This window comes from Pseudoalteromonas sp. TAP-3C, from assembly GCF_059888565.1.
On the sequence record NZ_CM187618.1, the window covers coordinates 534,668 to 554,131 of the forward strand.

General features: G+C 40.6%; 19 protein-coding genes and 1 riboswitch. Of the genes, 15 read left to right on the forward strand and 4 right to left on the reverse strand.

Annotated features, from left to right (window positions below; genetic code table 11):
- Window positions 1-5 precede the first annotated feature (5 nt).
- The gene (locus AC6H44_RS02465; protein WP_500737289.1) at window positions 6-875 is read left to right on the forward strand and encodes a U32 family peptidase; all 870 of its coding nucleotides are present in this window, start codon (window positions 6-8) and stop codon (window positions 873-875) included.
- A 16-nt stretch (window positions 876-891) separates the two neighbouring features.
- Here the strand turns inward: AC6H44_RS02465 and moeB are convergent, their stop codons facing one another.
- Window positions 892-1,662, reverse strand: coding sequence for a molybdopterin-synthase adenylyltransferase MoeB (gene moeB / locus AC6H44_RS02470; RefSeq protein ID WP_500737291.1), 771 nt, complete (start codon window positions 1,660-1,662; stop codon window positions 892-894).
- A gap of 262 nt (window positions 1,663-1,924) precedes the next feature.
- Window positions 1,925-2,054: riboswitch (molybdenum cofactor riboswitch) on the forward strand.
- Between moeB and moaA the strand changes: the two genes are divergently transcribed.
- The 9 genes from moaA to AC6H44_RS02515 all read left to right on the forward strand — a co-directional run bounded on the left by moaA (window position 2,045) and on the right by AC6H44_RS02515 (window position 7,566).
- The gene (moaA, locus tag AC6H44_RS02475; RefSeq protein ID WP_500737292.1) at window positions 2,045-3,016 is read left to right on the forward strand and encodes a GTP 3',8-cyclase MoaA; all 972 of its coding nucleotides are present in this window, start codon (window positions 2,045-2,047) and stop codon (window positions 3,014-3,016) included. (Overlaps the previous riboswitch by 10 nt.)
- Before the next feature lies 1 nt (window position 3,017).
- Window positions 3,018-3,578, forward strand: a complete 561-nt coding sequence (gene mobA, locus AC6H44_RS02480) for a molybdenum cofactor guanylyltransferase (RefSeq protein WP_500737294.1) — start codon at window positions 3,018-3,020, stop codon at window positions 3,576-3,578.
- A gap of 58 nt (window positions 3,579-3,636) precedes the next feature.
- Window positions 3,637-4,185, forward strand: a complete 549-nt coding sequence (gene moaB, locus AC6H44_RS02485; RefSeq protein WP_500737295.1) for a molybdenum cofactor biosynthesis protein B — start codon at window positions 3,637-3,639, stop codon at window positions 4,183-4,185.
- Complete coding sequence (moaC, locus tag AC6H44_RS02490; RefSeq protein ID WP_500737297.1) at window positions 4,185-4,664, forward strand: cyclic pyranopterin monophosphate synthase MoaC; 480 nt, start codon at window positions 4,185-4,187, stop codon at window positions 4,662-4,664. Before moaB ends, moaC begins: the two co-directional genes overlap by 1 nt.
- 88 nt (window positions 4,665-4,752) lie before the next feature.
- Window positions 4,753-5,001: a MoaD/ThiS family protein gene (locus tag AC6H44_RS02495; RefSeq protein WP_500737298.1), complete on the forward strand. Its 249-nt coding sequence runs from the start codon at window positions 4,753-4,755 to the stop codon at window positions 4,999-5,001.
- Between the two features lies 1 nt (window position 5,002).
- Complete coding sequence (locus AC6H44_RS02500; RefSeq protein WP_500737300.1) at window positions 5,003-5,455, forward strand: molybdenum cofactor biosynthesis protein MoaE; 453 nt, start codon at window positions 5,003-5,005, stop codon at window positions 5,453-5,455.
- Window positions 5,452-6,225 carry a molybdate ABC transporter substrate-binding protein gene (gene modA, locus AC6H44_RS02505; protein WP_500737301.1) on the forward strand — a complete coding sequence of 258 codons (774 nt, stop codon included), beginning with the start codon at window positions 5,452-5,454 and terminating at the stop codon, window positions 6,223-6,225. Before AC6H44_RS02500 ends, modA begins: the two co-directional genes overlap by 4 nt.
- Window positions 6,222-6,908 (forward strand): molybdate ABC transporter permease subunit, encoded by a 687-nt coding sequence (gene modB, locus AC6H44_RS02510; protein ID WP_500737303.1) that lies wholly within the window; start codon window positions 6,222-6,224, stop codon window positions 6,906-6,908. Before modA ends, modB begins: the two co-directional genes overlap by 4 nt.
- Complete coding sequence (locus tag AC6H44_RS02515) at window positions 6,895-7,566, forward strand: ATP-binding cassette domain-containing protein (protein ID WP_500737305.1); 672 nt, start codon at window positions 6,895-6,897, stop codon at window positions 7,564-7,566. The genes modB and AC6H44_RS02515 overlap by 14 nt, the downstream gene beginning before the upstream one ends.
- A gap of 13 nt (window positions 7,567-7,579) precedes the next feature.
- Here AC6H44_RS02515 and moeA read toward each other — a convergent pair whose 3' ends face one another.
- The 3 genes from moeA to AC6H44_RS02530 form a co-directional block, all read right to left on the reverse strand.
- Entirely contained in the window at window positions 7,580-8,815 is a 1,236-nt protein-coding gene (moeA, locus tag AC6H44_RS02520; protein ID WP_500737306.1) for a molybdopterin molybdotransferase MoeA, read from the reverse strand.
- 8 nt (window positions 8,816-8,823) lie between these two features.
- Window positions 8,824-9,483 carry a two-component system response regulator NarL gene (narL, locus tag AC6H44_RS02525; protein WP_500737307.1) on the reverse strand — a complete coding sequence of 220 codons (660 nt, stop codon included), beginning with the start codon at window positions 9,481-9,483 and terminating at the stop codon, window positions 8,824-8,826.
- Window positions 9,484-9,747: 264 nt separating this feature from the next.
- Window positions 9,748-11,619, reverse strand: coding sequence for a histidine kinase (locus AC6H44_RS02530; protein ID WP_500737308.1), 1,872 nt, complete (start codon window positions 11,617-11,619; stop codon window positions 9,748-9,750).
- Between the two features lie 288 nt (window positions 11,620-11,907).
- Here AC6H44_RS02530 and AC6H44_RS02535 point away from each other — a divergent pair, with 288 nt between their 5' ends.
- The 5 genes from AC6H44_RS02535 (at window position 11,908) to AC6H44_RS02555 (ending at window position 19,460) form a co-directional block, all read left to right on the forward strand.
- Window positions 11,908-15,636, forward strand: coding sequence for a nitrate reductase subunit alpha (locus tag AC6H44_RS02535; protein ID WP_500737309.1), 3,729 nt, complete (start codon window positions 11,908-11,910; stop codon window positions 15,634-15,636).
- A 10-nt stretch (window positions 15,637-15,646) separates the two neighbouring features.
- Window positions 15,647-17,179 (forward strand): nitrate reductase subunit beta, encoded by a 1,533-nt coding sequence (narH, locus tag AC6H44_RS02540; protein ID WP_500737310.1) that lies wholly within the window; start codon window positions 15,647-15,649, stop codon window positions 17,177-17,179.
- Between the two features lie 4 nt (window positions 17,180-17,183).
- The gene (narJ, locus tag AC6H44_RS02545; RefSeq protein ID WP_500737312.1) at window positions 17,184-17,927 is read left to right on the forward strand and encodes a nitrate reductase molybdenum cofactor assembly chaperone; all 744 of its coding nucleotides are present in this window, start codon (window positions 17,184-17,186) and stop codon (window positions 17,925-17,927) included.
- Window positions 17,924-18,604 carry a respiratory nitrate reductase subunit gamma gene (gene narI / locus AC6H44_RS02550; protein ID WP_500737314.1) on the forward strand — a complete coding sequence of 227 codons (681 nt, stop codon included), beginning with the start codon at window positions 17,924-17,926 and terminating at the stop codon, window positions 18,602-18,604. Before narJ ends, narI begins: the two co-directional genes overlap by 4 nt.
- Before the next feature lie 76 nt (window positions 18,605-18,680).
- On the forward strand, window positions 18,681-19,460 hold the full coding sequence (locus AC6H44_RS02555; RefSeq protein WP_500737316.1) for a peptidylprolyl isomerase: 780 nt from the start codon (window positions 18,681-18,683) through the stop codon (window positions 19,458-19,460).
- Window positions 19,461-19,464: the final 4 nt, after the last annotated feature.

The following is a 19,464-nucleotide window of genomic DNA, read 5'->3' on the forward strand; positions in this document are numbered from 1 at the left end:
ATATAATGAAATACGCACTTGGACCCATTTTATACTATTGGCCAAAAGCAAAAGTTGAAGCGTTTTATGAACAAGCAGCAGATAGCAGTGCTGATATTGTTTATTTAGGTGAAACAGTATGTTCAAAGCGACGAGAACTCAAACTTAAAGATTGGTTGCGCATCGCTCATAACTTAAAAAAAGCCGGTAAAGAAGTATGCTTATCAACGATGGCATTACTGGAAAATCACTCCGATTTATTTATGCTTAGGCGCTATTGCGATAATTTAGGTTTTACTGTCGAAGCCAATGATTTGGCTGCAGTAGAGCACTTATCTAAACACCAAATACCTTTTATCACAGGCGCTGCAATCAATTGTTATAACAGCGAAACAGTCGCATTTTTACATAACTTAGGTATGCAGCGTTGGGTGATGCCAGTAGAGCTTTCCCGTGATTGGCTAAGTGATATTCGCCATGATCAACAGGTCGCAACATTGCCATTAGAGGTCGAAGTGTTTGCGTATGGTCACTTACCTTTGGCTTACTCATCAAGGTGCTTTACGGCGCGTTCGCTTAATCGCTCTAAAGATGACTGCCAATTATGCTGTATTGATCACCCTAATGGGCGACAAGTAAAAACCCAAGATCAACAACAGATTTTTGTGATTAACGGCGTACAAACTCAATCTGGGCTGCGCTATAACTTGATCAATGAACAAGAAAGTATGCAAGGTTTGGTCGATATTGTAAGGCTAAGTCCAGAATCTGAGCAAACCTTGATCATGATTGATCGCTTTCGTGCTAACGATGACGGCCATTATCCTATGACGCTCGATACAGAAAATGAATGTAATGGTTATTGGCACCAAATAGCCGGTATGCAAATAAACTAACCTCAGTGCGGGTTAACTAGCCACATACCGGGCAGTGTTCAATTTGCTGATAAGCAAAACGGTGCTGCTGCGACGTTAAGCCATCAATTAATAGCAATGAGCCAAACAATGGCTCACCCGCTTTCGTTATAATTTTTAGGGTTTCCAGTGCTTGCAAAGAACCAACAACGCCAACTAAAGGCGCAAAAATCCCCGCTTCTACGCAGCTTAATTGCTGCTCACCAAAACCATGTGCATAACAATTATAACATGGCGTATTTGGCGCATAATTGAAACTAGTCACTTGGCCTTCAAATCGAATTGCAGCTCCTGAAACTAATGGCGTTTTATGATTAAAACAACTTTGATTTAATTGTTGGCGAGTAGCTAGGTTATCAGTGCAATCAATAACTACATCATGGCTTTTTACCAGTTCTTCGCGTTCATTGTCAGTAAGTTTTGTGCAAATAGCGTCTACTTTGCATTCACTATTTAAGCCTTTTATAAACGCTTTAGCAGCCAATGCCTTATTTTGCTGTAACTGTGATTCTTGATAAATAATCTGACGCTGTAAATTAGTAATTTCAATGTTATCAAAATCTACTAAAGTGAGTTGTCCAATTCCTGAGCTTGCTAAGTATGGGACGCAACTACTGCCAAGACCTCCTAAGCCAATCACAAGTACTTTCGCGTTCAGCAATGCTTCTTGGCCTTCAAAATCAATTTGTGGCAATAAAATATGCCGGCAGTAGCGCAATGATTGTTTATCATTAAGCTGTGGCAGTAATGGTTGGTGGTTATCACTCATAGGGGTTCACTGTTGTGTTTATCATTAATAACTAATTTGGGTTATACGGCGGTTTACATATAAATTCAACCACACCTGTGTACCAGTACTAATTATATTGATTTCGATCATCTTTTAGTTGTTATGGTTTATTTTAGAAAATATAAAAAACATTTAATATCAATAAATTAAATAAAAAATACTCCCTAATGGGTAGCTACATCTTCACTAACTACTCAACCAGTTGTATAGCCTAAGTCAGTAAATGTTCTTATTATTTTATGCAGAAATACAACTCCGAGCTGCTCCACCTTCGTCAAAAACATGGTGAGTAAGCCGTGGCTGAGCCACCGGGTTTAAAAAGAAATTTTTAAGCCTCCCGATATTTGGAAAGGTGTTGATTATGTTACTCGACCCACAAGGGCGTAGCTTTAGTTACTTACGCCTCTCGATCACTGATTTATGCAACTATCGTTGTAACTACTGCTTGCCTGATGGCTTTAAATGCGACCATAAAGCACATTATTTATCATTAGATGAAATAGCCGCTCTGGTGCAGTCATTTGCGCGCCAAGGGATCACTAAAGTACGTATTACTGGCGGTGAGCCGGCACTACGTCGTGATGTTAGTGAAATAATCGAACTCATTAAAGCCACCCCTGGTATTGAAAAAGTCGCCATAACCACCAACGGTTATCAGCTATCTCGACATATTAAAAGCTGGCAAGATGCAGGCCTAGATGCAATCAATATCAGCTGCGACAGTTTAGATCCTCGTATGATGGAAGCGATCATTGGTCGCAATAATTTAGATGCTATTTTACAAGGCATTGATGATGCCATTGCAACGGGTATCAAACAGGTTAAAGTGAATACTGTTTTACTGAAACAATACAATTATCAGCAACTTGATCAATTAATTGACTGGGCTAAACAAAAACCGCTTACTTTACGCTTTATTGAATTAATGCAAACCGGTGATAATAGAACCTATTTTGATGAGAACCATGTTAGCGCCGATGCAGTTGGTAAAAATTTGATCTCACAAGGTTGGCTAGAATCTATTCGGGAAAACAATGCAGGCCCAGCCCGAGAGTTTTACCACCATGACGCACTAGGTAAAATCGGCTTTATTGCCCCTTACAGTAAAGATTTTTGTAATACCTGTAATCGCTTAAGAGTATCGTCGCAAGGTAAGCTGCATTTATGCTTATTTGGCGATACAGGCTATGAACTACGCCCATTTATGACCCCCAACTCTCCTGTAATACTTGATAATGCAATTAGCCAATTTTTAACGCATAAAGCAGATTCACACTTTTTACATCAAGGTTATTCAGGTGCAACATCAGATTTAGCGATGCTAGGGGGGTAATATGCAACAAATTGGAATGATACTCGCTGGCGGAAAGTCATCTCGTATGGGCCAAGATAAAGCCAATTTACCTTGGTATCAACATACTTTATTACAGCACATGCAGCAGCGCTTACATGCCAGTTTATGCGAACAAGTTTTGATCAGTCGTAATCATAAGCAGGGGATTCATGACAGGTTTCCTAATAAAGGCCCTCTTGGAGGGGTTGATGCTGTATTACAACAACTACCTGAACATTGCTTAGTGACTGTCTTACCCGTTGATATGCCACTATTAGACAGCGCATCTTTGATCCGGCTACAAACTTACAGTGCCAACACTCTACGTAGCGTGTGTTATTCAAGCTCTTTTTTACCGTGCGTAATTAAGGTCAATAACGCTCTGCGTCACTATATAGAGCAGCAATTAACTGAAGCAGGGGATTACTCAATCAAAAGTATGTTGTGCTTTGCCAAAGCTGAACACCTTGATCACCCTGAACCCACTAAATTATGCAATACCAACACCCAGCAACAATGGGTCGAGCTGCTTCAGGCACAAAATAATCAGGTACTGCGTTAAGTTACTTGAGAACGCTTTTTTAGAACCCTTATTTTTAAATAATTATCTTGGAGAAATCATGTCTCACATAAACGAAAAAACATTTACCCCATTAAACATTGCAGTGCTCACCGTTTCGGATACCAGAACCGAAGAAAACGACACATCAGGGCAAACACTGGTTGCAGGTTTAACCCAAAGCGGCCATAACTTAGCTGATAAAACCATTGTTATTGATGATGTCTATAAAATACGCGCCATTGTTTCACAGTGGATTGCCAGTGATACTATACAAGCTATTTTAATTACCGGTGGTACCGGGTTTACCCAGCGGGACTCAACGCCAGAAGCCTTAGTACCTTTATTTGATAAAGAGGTAACCGGCTTTGGCGAGTTATTTAGAGCCATTTCGTATCAGCAAATTGGTACTTCAACGATTCAATCTCGTGCAATTGCAGGTATGGCTAATAGCGTTATTATTTTTGCTATGCCAGGCTCTACCAATGCATGTAAAACTGCGTGGGAGAGCATTTTAAAAGAACAGTTAAACAGTATGCATGGGCCATGTAATTTTGTCCCACATGTAAAAAAATCATCTACGGCAGCATGTACCACAAGGAGCGCATAATGCTGACTCACGTTGATCAACACGGTAAAGCAAGTATGGTTGATGTTAGCGATAAACCACAAAGTTGCCGCCAAGCTAGAGCGAGGGCGAGTATTAGCATGTCCTCTGCGACATTTAAGTTACTAGTCAATAATGAACATAAAAAAGGCGATGTGCTACAAGTTGCGCGTATTGCAGGCATTCAAGCGGCCAAAAGATGTTCGGATCTAATCCCTTTATGCCACCCATTAATGCTGTCGAAAGTGGCCGTTGACTTTACTTTAAATGAACAAGCTTGCCGTGTTGATATTGTTGCCTTAGCTAAATTAACAGGGCAAACGGGTGTTGAAATGGAAGCGTTAACAGCTGTATCAATTGCAGCATTAACTATCTTTGATATGTGTAAAGCGGTTGACCCGCGCATGCAGATAAGCGATATTCAAGTTATTGAAAAGCAAGGTGGTAAGTCAGGTAACTTCATAAATAAAGACAATTCATAACGTTGGTAATAGCACGTTATATTTAGTCCCTATTATATTTTCCCTGTGTACCTATATTGAACAGCTAGCAAGTGTTTTTGGAGTAGCTATGATCACCCTATTATTTTTTGGCCGTTTACGTGAATTATTAGCATGTGAGCGGTTATCACTTTCACTTTCAAATCCTGTCGACGTGGCAACACTCAGGAACATGCTCGGTAATAAAGGCCCAAAGTGGCAAGAGTTCACAGCAACACAACATGCCTTAGTGGCGGTTAATCAAACCATGGCACAAGAGCAAACAATTATAACAGCAGGCAATGAAGTGGCTTTTTTCCCACCGGTTACCGGAGGTTAAAATGATCAAAGTATGCGTTGAAGATTTTGACCTTGGAACACTCACCAACGAACTAAGACAAAAAAGCCCACAAAGTGGTGCTATCGTTAATTTTGTTGGTTTCGTACGTGATATCAATCACGGGCAAAGTGTCAGCTCGTTATTTTTAGAGCACTATCCTGTGATGACCGAAAAAGTATTGGCAGATATTTGTAGCCGCGCTAAAGCTCGTTTTTCAGTGGATCATATTGATGTTATTCATCGTGTAGGAGAGCTGGAACTTAATAGCCAGATTGTTTATGTTGGTGTCAGTGCAATGCATCGTGCTGATGCATTTTCTTGTTGTGAATATGTTATGGATCATTTAAAAAGTGAAGCGCCATTTTGGAAAAAAGAACACCAAAATGGCCAACAAGTTTGGCTTGATGCCAACCCTAGCGATATCGCCGCAAAACAGCGCTGGGAACACCAGTGAACATATTTTATGTCGCGCTAGGTAAAATATTTAGCGCAGTGCTTTTATTGGCAGTTAACCTATGCTCATACGCACAGGCAACACAGTCCAATACAGAGCAGCCAATACGCATTGCTGTGGCGAGTAACTTTAAAACCACACTCGCCGAATTAGTGGCTGATTTTAAACGTCTACACGCTTACCCAATCACGATTTCCAGTGCATCTACAGGTGCTTTGTATCATCAAATAAGTAAAGGCGCGCCGTTTGATATATTTTTTGCAGCTGATGAATTGAGGCCTGCCGAATTAGTTAAACAAGGGTTAGCCCAACATCCACAAATATATGCCTATGGTCGGATGGCTTTATACAGCGCTAAAACACAATTTAACTATGCCCATCAGCCACAAACTTTACCTAACCAATGCCGAATTGGTATTGCAAACCCGGCTTACGCGCCGTACGGTATTGCTGCGCAAAAGATCATCACAGATAGGCCGGTTTTAGCTCAATGTCAGCTAATTAAGGGCAGTAATATTGCACAAGCCTTTCAGTTTACCCAGTTACAAACTGTCGATTTAGGTATTGTTGCGTATAGTCATATACTTGAACAACATATTCCAGCGGCGCAATTTCAGCTACTGGATGAGCGTTACCAAGTTGCTCAGACTGTTGCGATATTAAACCGTCAGCAACAGAGCGATGCCGTACACGAATTTATGCGTTATTTAGCAAGCCCCAATGCGCAACTGATCATAAGTCAAGCTGGTTATCAAGGTGTTAGCCAATGAGTTTTGGCAGTAGCGAGCTGATGGCTTTTTGGATCACCTTTAAATTGGCACTATTAACCAGTTTATTATTAATGATGATATGTATCCCATTAGCTTGGTGGTTAACCAAAAGCCGCTCGTTATGGTCGCGCTTAATTGAGTCTTTGGTCACTTTACCTGTGGTATTACCGCCCACGGTGCTGGGGTTTTATTTATTAATGGCGTTTTCTCCTACCACTTTATTAGGTGAAAAATTTGCCGCATTAACAGGGCAACAATTAGCTTTTTCGTTTTCTGGTATTTTATTAGGCTCATTGTTTTATTCTTTACCGTTTGCCATGCAACCACTACAAACTGCATTTGCACAATTTGACGCTAAAGTGCTTGATGCAGCTGATTCCTTAGGTGCGGGCCCTATAGAGGCTTTTTTTCGAGTGACTTTACCACTGTGTAAACACGGTATTATTAGCGCAGCGCTATTATGCTTTGCCCATACAGTGGGTGAGTTTGGGGTTATTTTAATGATAGGCGGCAATATTCCAGGCGAGACGCAAGTTCTTTCGGTAGCCATCTTCGATGCCGTTGAAACAATGAATTATAGTAAGGCCTATAACTTATCTGCGGCATTATTGATCTTTGCAGTGATCACCTTAATTGCAATAAACCTACTAAAAAACCGGGAGCAAAACTATGCTAGATGTTAATTGCCAGCTCGCTTTATCGGGGCAACAATTAAGCTACCAAATAAGTACTCCCAGCCAAATAAATTGTTTGGGAATAAAGGGCGATTCTGGCTGTGGTAAAACCACCTTATTGCGGATTATTGCAGGTCTTGAAAAGAGCGCTAAAGGCAGAGTCGAATTTGCAGGGCAACGCTGGCAAAATACCGAACAACAGCACTTTACGGCACCGGCCAAACGTCAAATTGGTTTTGTATTTCAAGATGCTCGATTATTTGCTCATCTTAGTGTTGAGCAAAACATTGCGTTTAAAGGTCGTAATCGTGCTAGTAATGGTTTGGAGTTTGAACGTATTATCGAAACTCTAGATGTTAGCCACTTACTCGACCGTAAGCCTGTTAATTTATCAGGTGGTGAAAAACAACGTGTCGCTATTGCCAGAGCCCTAGCAAGTAAGCCACATTTTTTAATGTTAGATGAGCCATTAACGGGAATAGGGCACAGGCATAAAATCGTTATTCTTAATTATTTAAATGACTTAAAACAGCGTTTTTCAATCCCAATAATTTATGTTTCACATGTAGATGATGAGCTACAAAAAATCAGCGACGGCATTATCAATTTAAACCTCACCAACAATCCTTTTACTGATATGAGCTTACGTCAAATACAGAATATTTGACGTTTCCAGCGACTTAAAGGTAAGTGTAGTGAATAATCTGCACAAGTTCTGAGCGCAGCACACCTTCACCATCAGCAGGTAAAATCACATGGCAGTTTGCACGACTTAATGCCGATAAAATACCCGAGCCTTGCAACCCTGCGCTTTCAACATACCATTGTCCATCAGTTGTTTGCGTCGCGATGCCACGTTGAAATTCAGTACGACCAACACGCTTTTTAAAATCATCTTGCGCTATAGCTTGAATCGCAACATCTTTACTTGGTTGATGACCTTGGCACAATTTAATAAATGGTACCCCTAATCTATCAAACGTGATCGCCGCAGACACCGGGTTCCCTGGTAAACCTAACAAGGCACATTGACCAACTTGACCAAAGGCAAACGGTTTACCTGGTTTAATAGCCAATTTCCAAAAGTTAATATCACCAAGCTCAGTTAATATCTCTTTCACAAAATCGGCATCCCCCACCGATACACCACCTGAGGTGATCAATATATCAGCCCATTTTGTCGCTTGAGTAATCGCATGGGTAATCGCTTCACGCTGATCAGCGATAATGCCCAAATCGCGAATATCTACCCCCAAGGGCGTTAACATCGCCATAACTAACTGGCGGTTTGAATCAAAAATTTGCCCCTCTTTAAGCGCATTACCCGGTTCAACTAACTCATCTCCGGTTGAAATAAGCGCGACTTTAAGTTGACGTAACACGCTGACTTTAGCCACGCCAATAGCACACAACAAGCCAATATCGCGCGCTTGTATCACGTGACCTTTACTAAACACCACATTACCAGCGGCAATATCTTCGCCTTGCGCGCGTACATTAGCCCCAGCTTTTACTTGAGCTTGTAAACTAATGTGCTCACCATCTCGATTTACTTGCTCTTGCATTATGACAGTGTCGGCACCTTTTGGCATCATTGCACCAGTCATGATACGAGCACATTGACCAGTGCTAAGTGTGTGCTTACTTGGGTGTCCAGCTAATGAGGTAGTCACGACTTCTAATTGATTAAAATCATTCAGGTCTTGATAATTGAATGCATAGCCGTCCATCGCCGAATTAGCGTAAGGAGGAATATTAAAATTTGAGATCACGTCAACGGCCAATATTCGACCCAATGCATCTTGCACATTTATAGTTTGTTGTTCACTAACAACTGTTGCCGTTGCTAATAATTTTGCTAGGGCATCGTCAAATGCTAAAAGCGGTGTTTTTACCGCATCACAACCACAATCCATACTCACCTCTAATGCTTTTGATCAACCATCCACACGGCAGCTTCTACCCGAGAACGGAAATCTAATTTTTTTAATAAATGTTTTACGTGAACTTTAACCGTACCATCAGAAATATCCAGCTCCCGCGCTATTAATTTATTACTTAGCCCTTTGGCGAGCAGTTTTAATATTTCAAGTTCACGACTTGTTAGTCCACTAAGCGGGTTCTCGGGTTTTCGATTAGGTTTTCTCAATGCCATAGCAAGAATGTGGGTCAATTTTTCACTAATTGCCATTCTGCCAGTTGCAGCCTGTTTTATTTGTTCAACAATATCTTCAGGCTCCATATCTTTAAGTAAATAGCCATCGGCACCGTTGGTAATTGCAGTGATCACATCTTCATCGTTATCTGACACACTGAGCATAATCACGCGTGATGTGATGCCTTTACTGCGCATTTGTTTGACTGTTTCTAGACCATCCATACCTTGCATATTTAAATCTAAGATAATAATGTCAGGATCAAGCTCAAGTGCCGCTTTGATTGCATCCTGACCATGACTGTGTTCACTAATTACATGCAAATCATCTTCAAGTTCAATTAGTTGGTTCAACCCTTTACGAAATAATGGATGGTCATCTACTAACATCACAGTGACTGAATTCGCTTGTACGATTGACGTTTTCATCTTAATCCTTTGCTAACTCAACTAAACGTTTTCAATGATGGTGGCTTATTCATGAAGCTTATTTGATACACATCATAAAACAATAGGTTGATCTCCCCCTATATGAGTTTACAACACATAAAAACTACCTCTAAATAAGTAGTGATCATTGGTAATTTAATAATGTAACTTATTAATTTATAAAAATTAAAGTTATCGTAGTATGCTTAAAAGTAATTTATCTTTATATTTATAGGTATTTTTTAGCTCCTGCATTAAATTTATTTATTTTTTCATTTTATCTGTAACAATGGTCGTGGTGATACAGCTCGGGTAAAAAGTGAGAATTGCTTGCACACCTCTTTCGGGGCGATTTTCTAATACAAACTTACCGTTTAATGAGTGGCTGCGCTCTTGCATAATAACCGTACCATAGTGGTTTAATTGCTGTTTTTTATCACCTAGTCCTACCCCATCGTCTACAATCGCTACTTGTATTTGATGATCAGCGTGCTCAATGAAATGAATATCAATATAACTCCCTTTTGAATGGTTTAGAGCATTTTGTAATGCTTCTTTGGTTATTTGTAGTAAATGAATTTCTTCATTGGGAGTAAATGGTATATGTGCCACTTTATAATCAAGGCTAACCTTAATCTTACTATGCTGCGCTAGGGTTTGAATTGTTTGCAGCACGGCACTTTGCAAGCCATCACTACCAATGTGCAATCTAAACGTCGTGAGTAATTCTCGCAATTGACGATAGGCTGAACTGAGACCATCTTTAAGCTCCAAAATAGGATCATTAAGGGACTGGTTTTCTGGATATGCTATGACAGCTCGCTGAATCCGGGTAACTTGAATTTTTAAATATGACAGTGACTGCGCTAATGAATCATGTAACTCGCGCGCTATAATTGAGCGCTCATCTAATAACGCAATACGCCGTTGTTGGTCACTTTGATTACGCATGCTCAATGCTAATCCTAGTTGTTCTGCTACACTTTTGAGTAACTGCTGTTGCCATAATTCAATTCTTTGTGCTGGTGCTAAAGTGACCACAATCACACCATAATGCGCCGTGTTTTTTTTAATTATAAAGCGATGTTGAAATACTTGTTGCTGATCTACGAGTGTCGCGAAGGCACTTTCTCCAGACAAACACTCTACACAGCTTTTTTGTGCACACGTTTCGGGGCTTATACGGTCAGCTTCAGTAATAATATGTTTATAGGGAGCATCACCTGTTGCTGTTAATAAACATAAGTCTATATTACTTAAACCGCTGACGTCGCTAACTTGATGAATAATGCGGTTATAATTTAACTCACCAGTATGAGATTTATTCACTTCTTGGGCTATTTGATAAAGCAAAGTGAGTATTTGATTACTACGTTTGAGCTCTTGTGTTTTTTTATCAACGCATTGTTCTAAATCATCATAAATACGTGAAATGCGTTCATTGTAAGTATTAAAAGCCCCGGCTAGCAAACCTAGTTCATCATTGCGAATAACTTTAAAGTGATGGGTTAGCCCCGCAGAGGCGTTGCGTGCCATATCTGTCAGTTCTTTAAGCGGCACTGCAATATGTTGATGTATTGAATATAGTGACATGAAAATAAAAAATAAAGTGGCAAATAGCGTCGATATTTGAATCACTCTTAGGGTCGCAAAACGTTTTTCAAGAATTTGTTGATAGCCTTGTACTAAATTGTCTATTGAGGCGACAAAACTAGTTACAGGTTCTATAACTAGATTAATATTATTTTTTGATAATGAATCTATTAAGAGTGGTTTTACATTGTTGTGCCACTGTGTTTTTATTCTATTGTAATCTTCTTTTTGTCCTTGCAACTGTTTTGATGAAAAATCTTTTTTTAATAGTGGGTTATTAAAAAAATCTGCAAATTCATCAATTAATATTAGCGCTTTTTGATAATGGTTATTTTGTTTGCTTTGTTGATACATGGCTATTTCAGTGGTTAGCTGATAACTTTTCATCCGCATTGAACCAGCTAAGTTTATTGCAGCACCATCAAATTCACTTAACTGCGACATATACATAGAAGAGAAAATACTAGTAAACGCCATCAGAATAACACTTATCAACATCACTGAAATGCGAAAAACAATGGTCTGCTTTATTTTTTTTAACATTTTGATACTCAAAATAATCAACTACCCAAAAATATCTCAATAGCATTAAAAACAGCTTTTATACTGGCCTACAAAGCGCTATCTAGCCAGTATAAAGGGCACAGGCAATACCGATATACCTCATTGTAGGTATTCGCTAACTCCTTGGCTAGTCTGTAACTTTTTTACCTTGATCTATATCAACAATTAATTCCTTACACTGCTTATTATCGTTTTAAAACGAACGTACTTTTGGCTCATCGTCACCGAGTTAAATAGTCTACGAAATTGCAATGTTGGAGTGAAAAAATGAGTCACTTTTTAGATAAATTACAGTTTTTTAAAACTGAGAAAAAACCTTTTGCTGGCAATCATGGGGTGACAACCAATGAAGATCGCAAGTGGGAAGATAGCTATCGCCGCCGCTGGCAATACGATAAAATTGTCCGCTCCACACATGGTGTAAACTGCACCGGTAGTTGTAGCTGGAAAATCTACGTAAAAGATGGCCTCGTTACTTGGGAAACTCAACAGACTGATTATCCACGAACCCGTCCTGATTTACCCAACCATGAACCACGTGGATGTCCGCGAGGTGCTAGTTATTCGTGGTATATTTATAGTGCAAACCGACTTAAACACCCAAAAGTGCGTAAACGTTTAATTAGACTTTGGCGTGCAGCAAAACAACTGCATGCTGATCCAGTGTTGGCATGGGCATCTATAGTTGAAGATCCTGCAAAAACCCAAGAGTACAAACAACAACGTGGTTTAGGTGGTTTTGTTCGTGCTGATTGGCAAGAAGTGAACGAAATTATTGCCGCAGCTAATATTTATACTACGAAAAAACATGGCCCGGATCGCGTTGTAGGCTTTTCGCCAATTCCAGCCATGTCGATGGTATCGTATGCAGCAGGTTCACGCTACTTGTCATTAATGGGCGGTCACTGCCTGAGCTTTTATGATTGGTATTGTGATTTACCGCCAGCATCTCCACAGGTTTGGGGAGAGCAAACGGATGTTCCTGAATCAGCCGATTGGTATAACTCAAACTATATTTTAGCCTGGGGTTCCAACGTTCCACAAACTAGAACACCGGATGCACACTTTTTAACGGAAGTACGTTACAAAGGCACTAAAGTAGTGTCTATCACCTCTGATTACTCTGAGTTATCTAAATTAACCGATCACTGGCTATCACCTAAGCAAGGCACAGACTCAGCACTGGCAATGGCCTTTGCGCATGTTATTTTAAAAGAGTTTCATGTTGATGGTCACAGTGACTACTTTAGTGAATATGTGCGTACCACCACTGACTTCCCCATGCTGGTTATGCTTGATGAAAACCAGCAAGGTCAATTAAATCAAGGGCGTTTTTTACGTGCCTCAGATTTAGCCGATGACTTACACCAAGAAAATAACCCTGAATGGAAAACCATTGCGATTAATGAAATCGACAACCAATTAGTTTCTCCTACAGGTTCTGTAGGCTATCGCTGGGGTCAAAAAGGTAAATGGAATATTAAACAACTTGATGGCCACTCAGGCGATGAAGTTAAGCTTCAAGTAAGCTTAAAAGCCAATCATGACGAAATCGTAGTGGTTAACTTTCCGTATTTTGGTGGTGCAGAGCATGAATTTGGTTATTTCCAAAATACCACTCATGACGATATTTTACCGCGTAAAGTGCCGGCAAAGCGCATTACGTTAAAAGATGGCAGTCAAGTTCTTGTGACTACGGTATTTGATCTCACTGTTGCTAACTATGGGGTTGATAATGGTTATGACGATCCAAATGTGGCAAGTAGTTACGATGACGATATTCCTTACACACCAGCATGGCAAGAACAGATCACCGGTGTACCACGTGGTGATGTGATCCAAATTGCTCGTGAATTTGCACAAACTGCAGATAAAACCCGAGGTCGTTCAATGATTATTGTCGGTGCGGGACTTAATCATTGGTATCACATGGATATGAGTTATCGCGGCATTATTAACATGCTGATGATGTGTGGTTGTATCGGTCAGTCAGGTGGTGGCTGGGCTCACTATGTGGGCCAAGAGAAATTACGTCCGCAAACTGGCTGGCAACCTTTAGCATTTGGTCTTGATTGGCAAAAGCCGCCTCGTCATATGAACGGGACGTCGTTCTTTTATAATCATTCAAGTCAATGGCGTTATGAAAAATTACGAATGGATGAAATTTTATCGCCAGTTGCCAATAAAGAAAAATGGCAGGGCTCTATCATTGACTTTAACGTACGTGCTGAAAAAATGGGCTGGTTACCGTCAGCACCGCAATTCAATACCAACCCATTAGAGCTATGTAAAACCGCAGCTAAAGAAGGTTTATCGCCAAAAGATTATGTGGTGAAAAATCTCAAATCTGGTGCATTAAAATTTGCCAGTGAAGAGCCAGATGAGCCAGAGAATTTCCCACGTAATATGTTTATTTGGCGCTCAAATTTATTTGGTTCATCAGGTAAAGGGCATGAATACATGTTACGTCATTTACTGGGAACTAAGCATGGTCTGTTAGGTAAAGACTTAGGTGAAAGTGATGGCATTAAACCAGAAGATGTAAAATGGCAAGATGAAGCCGTCGAGGGCAAACTTGATTTGGTGGTTACACTTGATTTTAGAATGTCGACCACGTGTTTATATTCTGACATTGTTCTACCAACAGCGACGTGGTACGAAAAAGACGATATGAACACCTCAGACATGCACCCATTTATTCACCCGCTGTCAAAAGCTGTGGATCCAGCATGGGAAGCGCGCTCTGATTGGGAAATATTTAAAGGGATTGCACAGCGGTTTTCATCATTATGTGAGGGTCATTTAGGGAAAGAAAAAGACTTAGTCTCAGTGCCTATTTTGCACGATACTCCGGCAGAAATTGCCCAACCATTTGGCGTTAAACAATGGTGGAAAGGTGAGTGCGAGTTAATTCCGGGGCAAACTGCACCAAATTTTGTTGAGGTTGAACGTGACTACCCTAACTTATATGAACGCTTTACTTCGTTAGGACCACTGCTTGAAGAGCAAGGTAATGGTGGTAAAGGAATTAGTTGGGATACTAAAAAGGAAGTTGCATTTTTAGGGGAATTAAATAAATGCGCACGAACAGATGGCGATGCCAATGGTCGACCAAAAATTCAAACCGCCATTGATGCTGCTGAAGTTATTTTATCGCTAGCACCAGAGACAAATGGCCAAGTCGCCGTTAAAGCATGGCAAGCACTGGGCGAGTTTACTGGTATTGATCACACCCACTTAGCGCGTCCAAAAGAAGAAGAGAAAATTCGTTTTCGTGATATTCAAGCGCAGCCGCGCAAGATTATCTCGTCACCGACTTGGTCTGGCCTTGAAGATGAACATGTTTCGTATAACGCAGGCTATACCAACGTGCATGAGCAAATTCCATGGCGAACTGTGACGGGTCGTCAGCAGTTTTACCAAGACCATGAATGGATGCGCGATTTTGGCGAGTCAATGTGTGTGTACAAACCCCCCATTAACTTAAAAACTGTTCAGCCGATTATGAATAAAAAGCCAAATGGCAATAAAGAAATTGCGCTGAACTGGATCACACCACACCAAAAGTGGGGTATTCACAGTACTTACTCTGACAATTTGTTGATGTTAACACTATCTCGCGGTGGACCCATTGTATGGATATCTGAAACAGACGCTAAAAAAGCAGATATTAAAGACAATGACTGGATAGAAGCCTTTAATGTCAATGGTGCGCTTGTCGCACGTGCGGTGGTTTCACAACGAGTACCAGAAGGTATGAGCATGATGTATCACGCTCAAGAACGGATAGTGAATATTCCAGGCGCTGAAACAACGCAAACTCGAGGTGGTATTCATAACTCAGTGACTCGTGCAGTGATGAAACCGACTCACATGATAGGTGGTTACGCGCAACAATCTTATGGCTTTAACTATTACGGTACCGTCGGCTGTAATCGTGATGAGTTTGTTGTAGTACGTAAAATGAGCAAAGTAGATTGGTTAGATACCGAGTAAGGGGCACAGTATGAAAGTAAGAGCGCAAATAGGCATGGTGTTGAACCTTGATAAATGTATCGGTTGTCACACTTGCTCAGTCACCTGTAAAAACGTTTGGACCTCGCGTGAAGGGGTTGAATATGCTTGGTTTAATAATGTTGAAAGTAAACCAGGGGTAGGTTATCCAAAAGAATGGGAAAACCAAGAGAAATGGAATGGCGGTTGGCAGCGCCATAGAAGCGGAAAAATCACCCCTAAACAAGGGGGTAAACACCGTATATTAGCTAATATTTTTGCTAATCCAGATTTGCCAGAAATAGATGATTACTACGAGCCATTTGATTTTGATTATCAACATTTGCACACCGCGGGTGAAAGTAAGCATCAGCCAGTGGCACGTCCTCGTTCGTTAATAACGGGCCAGCGGATGGAAAAAATTAATTGGGGACCAAATTGGGAAGATATCTTAGGCACTGAATTTGAAGAGCGTCGTCGTGATAAAAACTTCGATAATATTCAAGCCGATATTTATGGCCAGTTTGAAAAAACCTTCATGATGTATCTTCCTCGTTTATGTGAACACTGCTTAAACCCTGCGTGTGTTGCATCGTGCCCAAGTGGTGCAATTTACAAACGTGAAGAAGATGGCATCGTACTGATTGACCAAGACAAATGCCGTGGTTGGCGGATGTGTGTTAGTGGCTGCCCGTATAAAAAAATCTACTACAACTGGAAAACCGGCAAATCAGAAAAATGTATTTTTTGCTATCCACGTATCGAAAGTGGGCAACCGACGATATGTTCAGAGACTTGTGTTGGGCGTATACGTTACCTAGGAGTTATGTTGTATGACGCGGACCGTATTGAAGAGGCAGCATCAGTTGCAAACGAACAAGATTTATATCAAGCACAATGTGATATTTTCTTAGATCCACATGATCCAGAAGTCCAAGCAGCTGCACGTAAAGAAGGTATTCCACAAAACTGGTTAGATTCAGCAATACAATCGCCAATTTACAAAATGGCGATGCAATGGAAAGTAGCACTACCACTGCACCCAGAATACAGAACACTGCCTATGGTGTGGTATATCCCGCCACTTAGTCCAATTCAAAGTGTAGCAACACAAGGGCATATTGGTGTAAACGGCGTGATCCCAGATCTTAAATCGTTGCGCATTCCAATTAAGTATCTTGCAAACTTACTCACCGCAGGTGAAGAAGGCCCCGTGATCATCGCACTTGAACGTATGCTCGCAATGCGCGCGTATAAACGTTCTGAGCAAGTTGATGGCGTAGAGGATTTAGAGGTGCTTAAACAAGTGGGTTTAACCCAAGCACAAGTTGAAGACATGTATCAAATCATGGCACTGGCAAACTACGAAGATCGCTTTGTGATCCCAACTAGTCATAAAGCCTATGCCGCAGATGCCTACGATATGAAAAACAGCTGTGGTTTCACCTTTGGTAATGGCTGTAGTAATGGCAGCAGCGAAAGCAACTTATTTGGCGCTAAAAGCCAAGGTGTTCGCCAAGTCATTCCGGTAGAAGTACAGGACTAATATTATGATTTTACGTTTATTATCTCGACTCATAGATTATCCCAGTGAGCAATTGCATGAGCATAAAGCTGATTTTTTAGCCTTAGTTGCAAATGAAGAACGTTTACCAGAGGACATAAAAGCACAACTAAGTAAGTTTATTGAAGCACGTTTATCAATGGATTTACTTGATTGGCAGGCAGAATATGACGGCCTATTTGAACGTGGTCGTTCATTATCATTATTGTTTTTTGAACACGTACATGGCGAGTCACGTGATCGTGGCCAAGCCATGATTGACTTAATTGCGCAATATAAATTGGCCGGTTTAAATATTGACGTACGTGAACTACCTGATTACGTGCCGTTATATTTAGAGTTTGTAGCTACTCAACCTATAGATGCACAAGCAGGCTGGTTACAAGATGTGGCGCATATTATGGCGCTGTTAACGGCTCGTTTGCAAAAGCGCGAAAACAACTATGAAGCTGTATTTTCTGCAACATTAGCATTGAGTGGCGTAGTCGTTGAACTTGACGAAATTCACCAACAAATTGCCAATGAAAAACGCGATGACACTAAAGAAGCCATCGATAAGGTGTGGGAAGAAGAAGCCGTTACCTTTGGCGGCGATGCCGTCAATGGCGGCTGTCCAACAACACAAAGTCGCCCATCAGCTGAACAAAATCGCAGTAACGAAATGCCTATTTCATTTATTGATGCGACAGCTAACAGTCACTTAAATAAACACGTAAGGGGGAATTTATGAGTTATTTAGACACGCTTTTATTTGGGATATATCCCTATATTGCTGCTGCAGTATTATTTGTTGGTTGCTTGGTGCGCTATGACCGCGAACAATATACTTGGAAAACCGGCTCCAGTCAGTTACTTGAAAGTAAACAGTTGAAAAAAGGTTCTCGAGCTTTTCACATTGGCATCATCATGGTGCTAATGGGTCATTTTGTGGGACTCTTAACGCCTCATCAAGTGTGGGAGTTTTTAAACGTCACAGTTGCATTGAAGCAAAAAATAGCCATAGGTTTAGGTGGTTTTTTTGGTTTAATTTGTTTTTATGGTTTAACTATTTTGATCAAACGTCGTTTAACAAACCCTCGCGTTAGAGCAAGCAGTTCAACTATGGACATTCTTATTTTAATTAGTCTTTATATTCAATTAATCTTAGGTTTAATTAGTATTTTCTTCTCGTTTTCTCATTTAGATGGCAGTGAAATGCTTAAAATGATGAGTTGGGCACAGAACATTGTCACGTTTGATCTCAAAGAAGCCACTGAAGCAATATCCTCAGTTGGTTTTATCTATAAAGCCCACATATTTTTCGGGCTTACTCTTCTGGTTATATTTCCTTTTAGTCGCCTAGTGCATATTTGGAGCGTACCAGTAGGGTATATAAAACGTAACTATCAAGTGGTTCGCCACAAATAAAACCACCAACACAGCGATGGAGCTCTTAAGCTCTATCGCCTTTATTCGTGTTTATCCGAACTGCAAGGGGCCGTTTATGAGCTTATTAAATACACCAGATGTTTATGTAAATAAAGTAAAAATCCCGACGTCATTAATAGATGCCGAAATTCAATATCATCCGGCGGCAACACGCCGCGAAGCAATGATCCACGCAACCGAAGCACTCATTATTGCAGCGCTATTTAAACAACGCGCAAGCGAGCTAGATTTAATTGCAGTCAGTGATGAAAATGATGAATACATCACCCGTTTAATTGATTTAGAAGTTGCCATACCCGAAGCCAGTGATGAAGAGTGCCAACGTTACTTTGCAGCCAATCAGCAAAAATTTTGTTCAAGCCCAATTGTTGAAGTAAACCATATTCTTATTGCATCAGATCCAAAGGATTTTGAGCAACGCGAAGAAAGTAAAGAGCAAGCTAAACAGCTTTTACTGCAATTAGCTGACGATCCTAACCAATTTAAGCACTTTGTTAGCTCACTATCGGCTTGCCCATCAAAAGAGCAGGGGGGTAATTTAGGGCAAATTAGTACAGGGCAAACTGTACCAGAATTTGAACGAGCCATTTTTGCAGCCAAAGAAGGGTTGATCAATTACCCAGTCGAAACCCGCTATGGCCATCATATAGTTAAAATAGCCCGTAAAATTGACGGTAGGGCATTACCTTATGAACACGTCCAAGAAAAAATCACTGACTATTTAAATGAAAAAGTAAGACATAAAGCAATTGCACAATATATTCAATTACTTGCGGATGAAGCCTGTATTGAAGGCTTTACTTTTAAAGCCAATGAGTCACCGTTGATCCAATAAAGGA

Bases quoted from the DNA above. Each gene is read 5' to 3' on its own strand.
- moeB (WP_500737291.1), bottom strand. From the start codon at position 1,662: ATGAGTGATAACCACCAACCATTACTGCCACAGCTTAATGATAAACAA.
- narH (WP_500737310.1), top strand. From the start codon at position 15,647: ATGAAAGTAAGAGCGCAAATAGGCATGGTGTTGAACCTTGATAAATGT.
- AC6H44_RS02515 (WP_500737305.1), top strand. From the start codon at position 6,895: ATGCTAGATGTTAATTGCCAGCTCGCTTTATCGGGGCAACAATTAAGC.
- AC6H44_RS02500 (WP_500737300.1), top strand. From the start codon at position 5,003: ATGATCAAAGTATGCGTTGAAGATTTTGACCTTGGAACACTCACCAAC.
- AC6H44_RS02555 (WP_500737316.1), top strand. From the start codon at position 18,681: ATGAGCTTATTAAATACACCAGATGTTTATGTAAATAAAGTAAAAATC.
- AC6H44_RS02465 (WP_500737289.1), top strand. From the start codon at position 6: ATGAAATACGCACTTGGACCCATTTTATACTATTGGCCAAAAGCAAAA.
- mobA (WP_500737294.1), top strand. From the start codon at position 3,018: ATGCAACAAATTGGAATGATACTCGCTGGCGGAAAGTCATCTCGTATG.
- moeA (WP_500737306.1), bottom strand. From the start codon at position 8,815: ATGGATTGTGGTTGTGATGCGGTAAAAACACCGCTTTTAGCATTTGAC.
- AC6H44_RS02535 (WP_500737309.1), top strand. From the start codon at position 11,908: ATGAGTCACTTTTTAGATAAATTACAGTTTTTTAAAACTGAGAAAAAA.
- moaB (WP_500737295.1), top strand. From the start codon at position 3,637: ATGTCTCACATAAACGAAAAAACATTTACCCCATTAAACATTGCAGTG.
- AC6H44_RS02530 (WP_500737308.1), bottom strand. From the start codon at position 11,619: ATGTTAAAAAAAATAAAGCAGACCATTGTTTTTCGCATTTCAGTGATG.
- moaC (WP_500737297.1), top strand. From the start codon at position 4,185: ATGCTGACTCACGTTGATCAACACGGTAAAGCAAGTATGGTTGATGTT.
- AC6H44_RS02495 (WP_500737298.1), top strand. From the start codon at position 4,753: ATGATCACCCTATTATTTTTTGGCCGTTTACGTGAATTATTAGCATGT.
- moaA (WP_500737292.1), top strand. From the start codon at position 2,045: ATGTTACTCGACCCACAAGGGCGTAGCTTTAGTTACTTACGCCTCTCG.
- modB (WP_500737303.1), top strand. From the start codon at position 6,222: ATGAGTTTTGGCAGTAGCGAGCTGATGGCTTTTTGGATCACCTTTAAA.
- narL (WP_500737307.1), bottom strand. From the start codon at position 9,483: ATGAAAACGTCAATCGTACAAGCGAATTCAGTCACTGTGATGTTAGTA.
- narJ (WP_500737312.1), top strand. From the start codon at position 17,184: ATGATTTTACGTTTATTATCTCGACTCATAGATTATCCCAGTGAGCAA.
- narI (WP_500737314.1), top strand. From the start codon at position 17,924: ATGAGTTATTTAGACACGCTTTTATTTGGGATATATCCCTATATTGCT.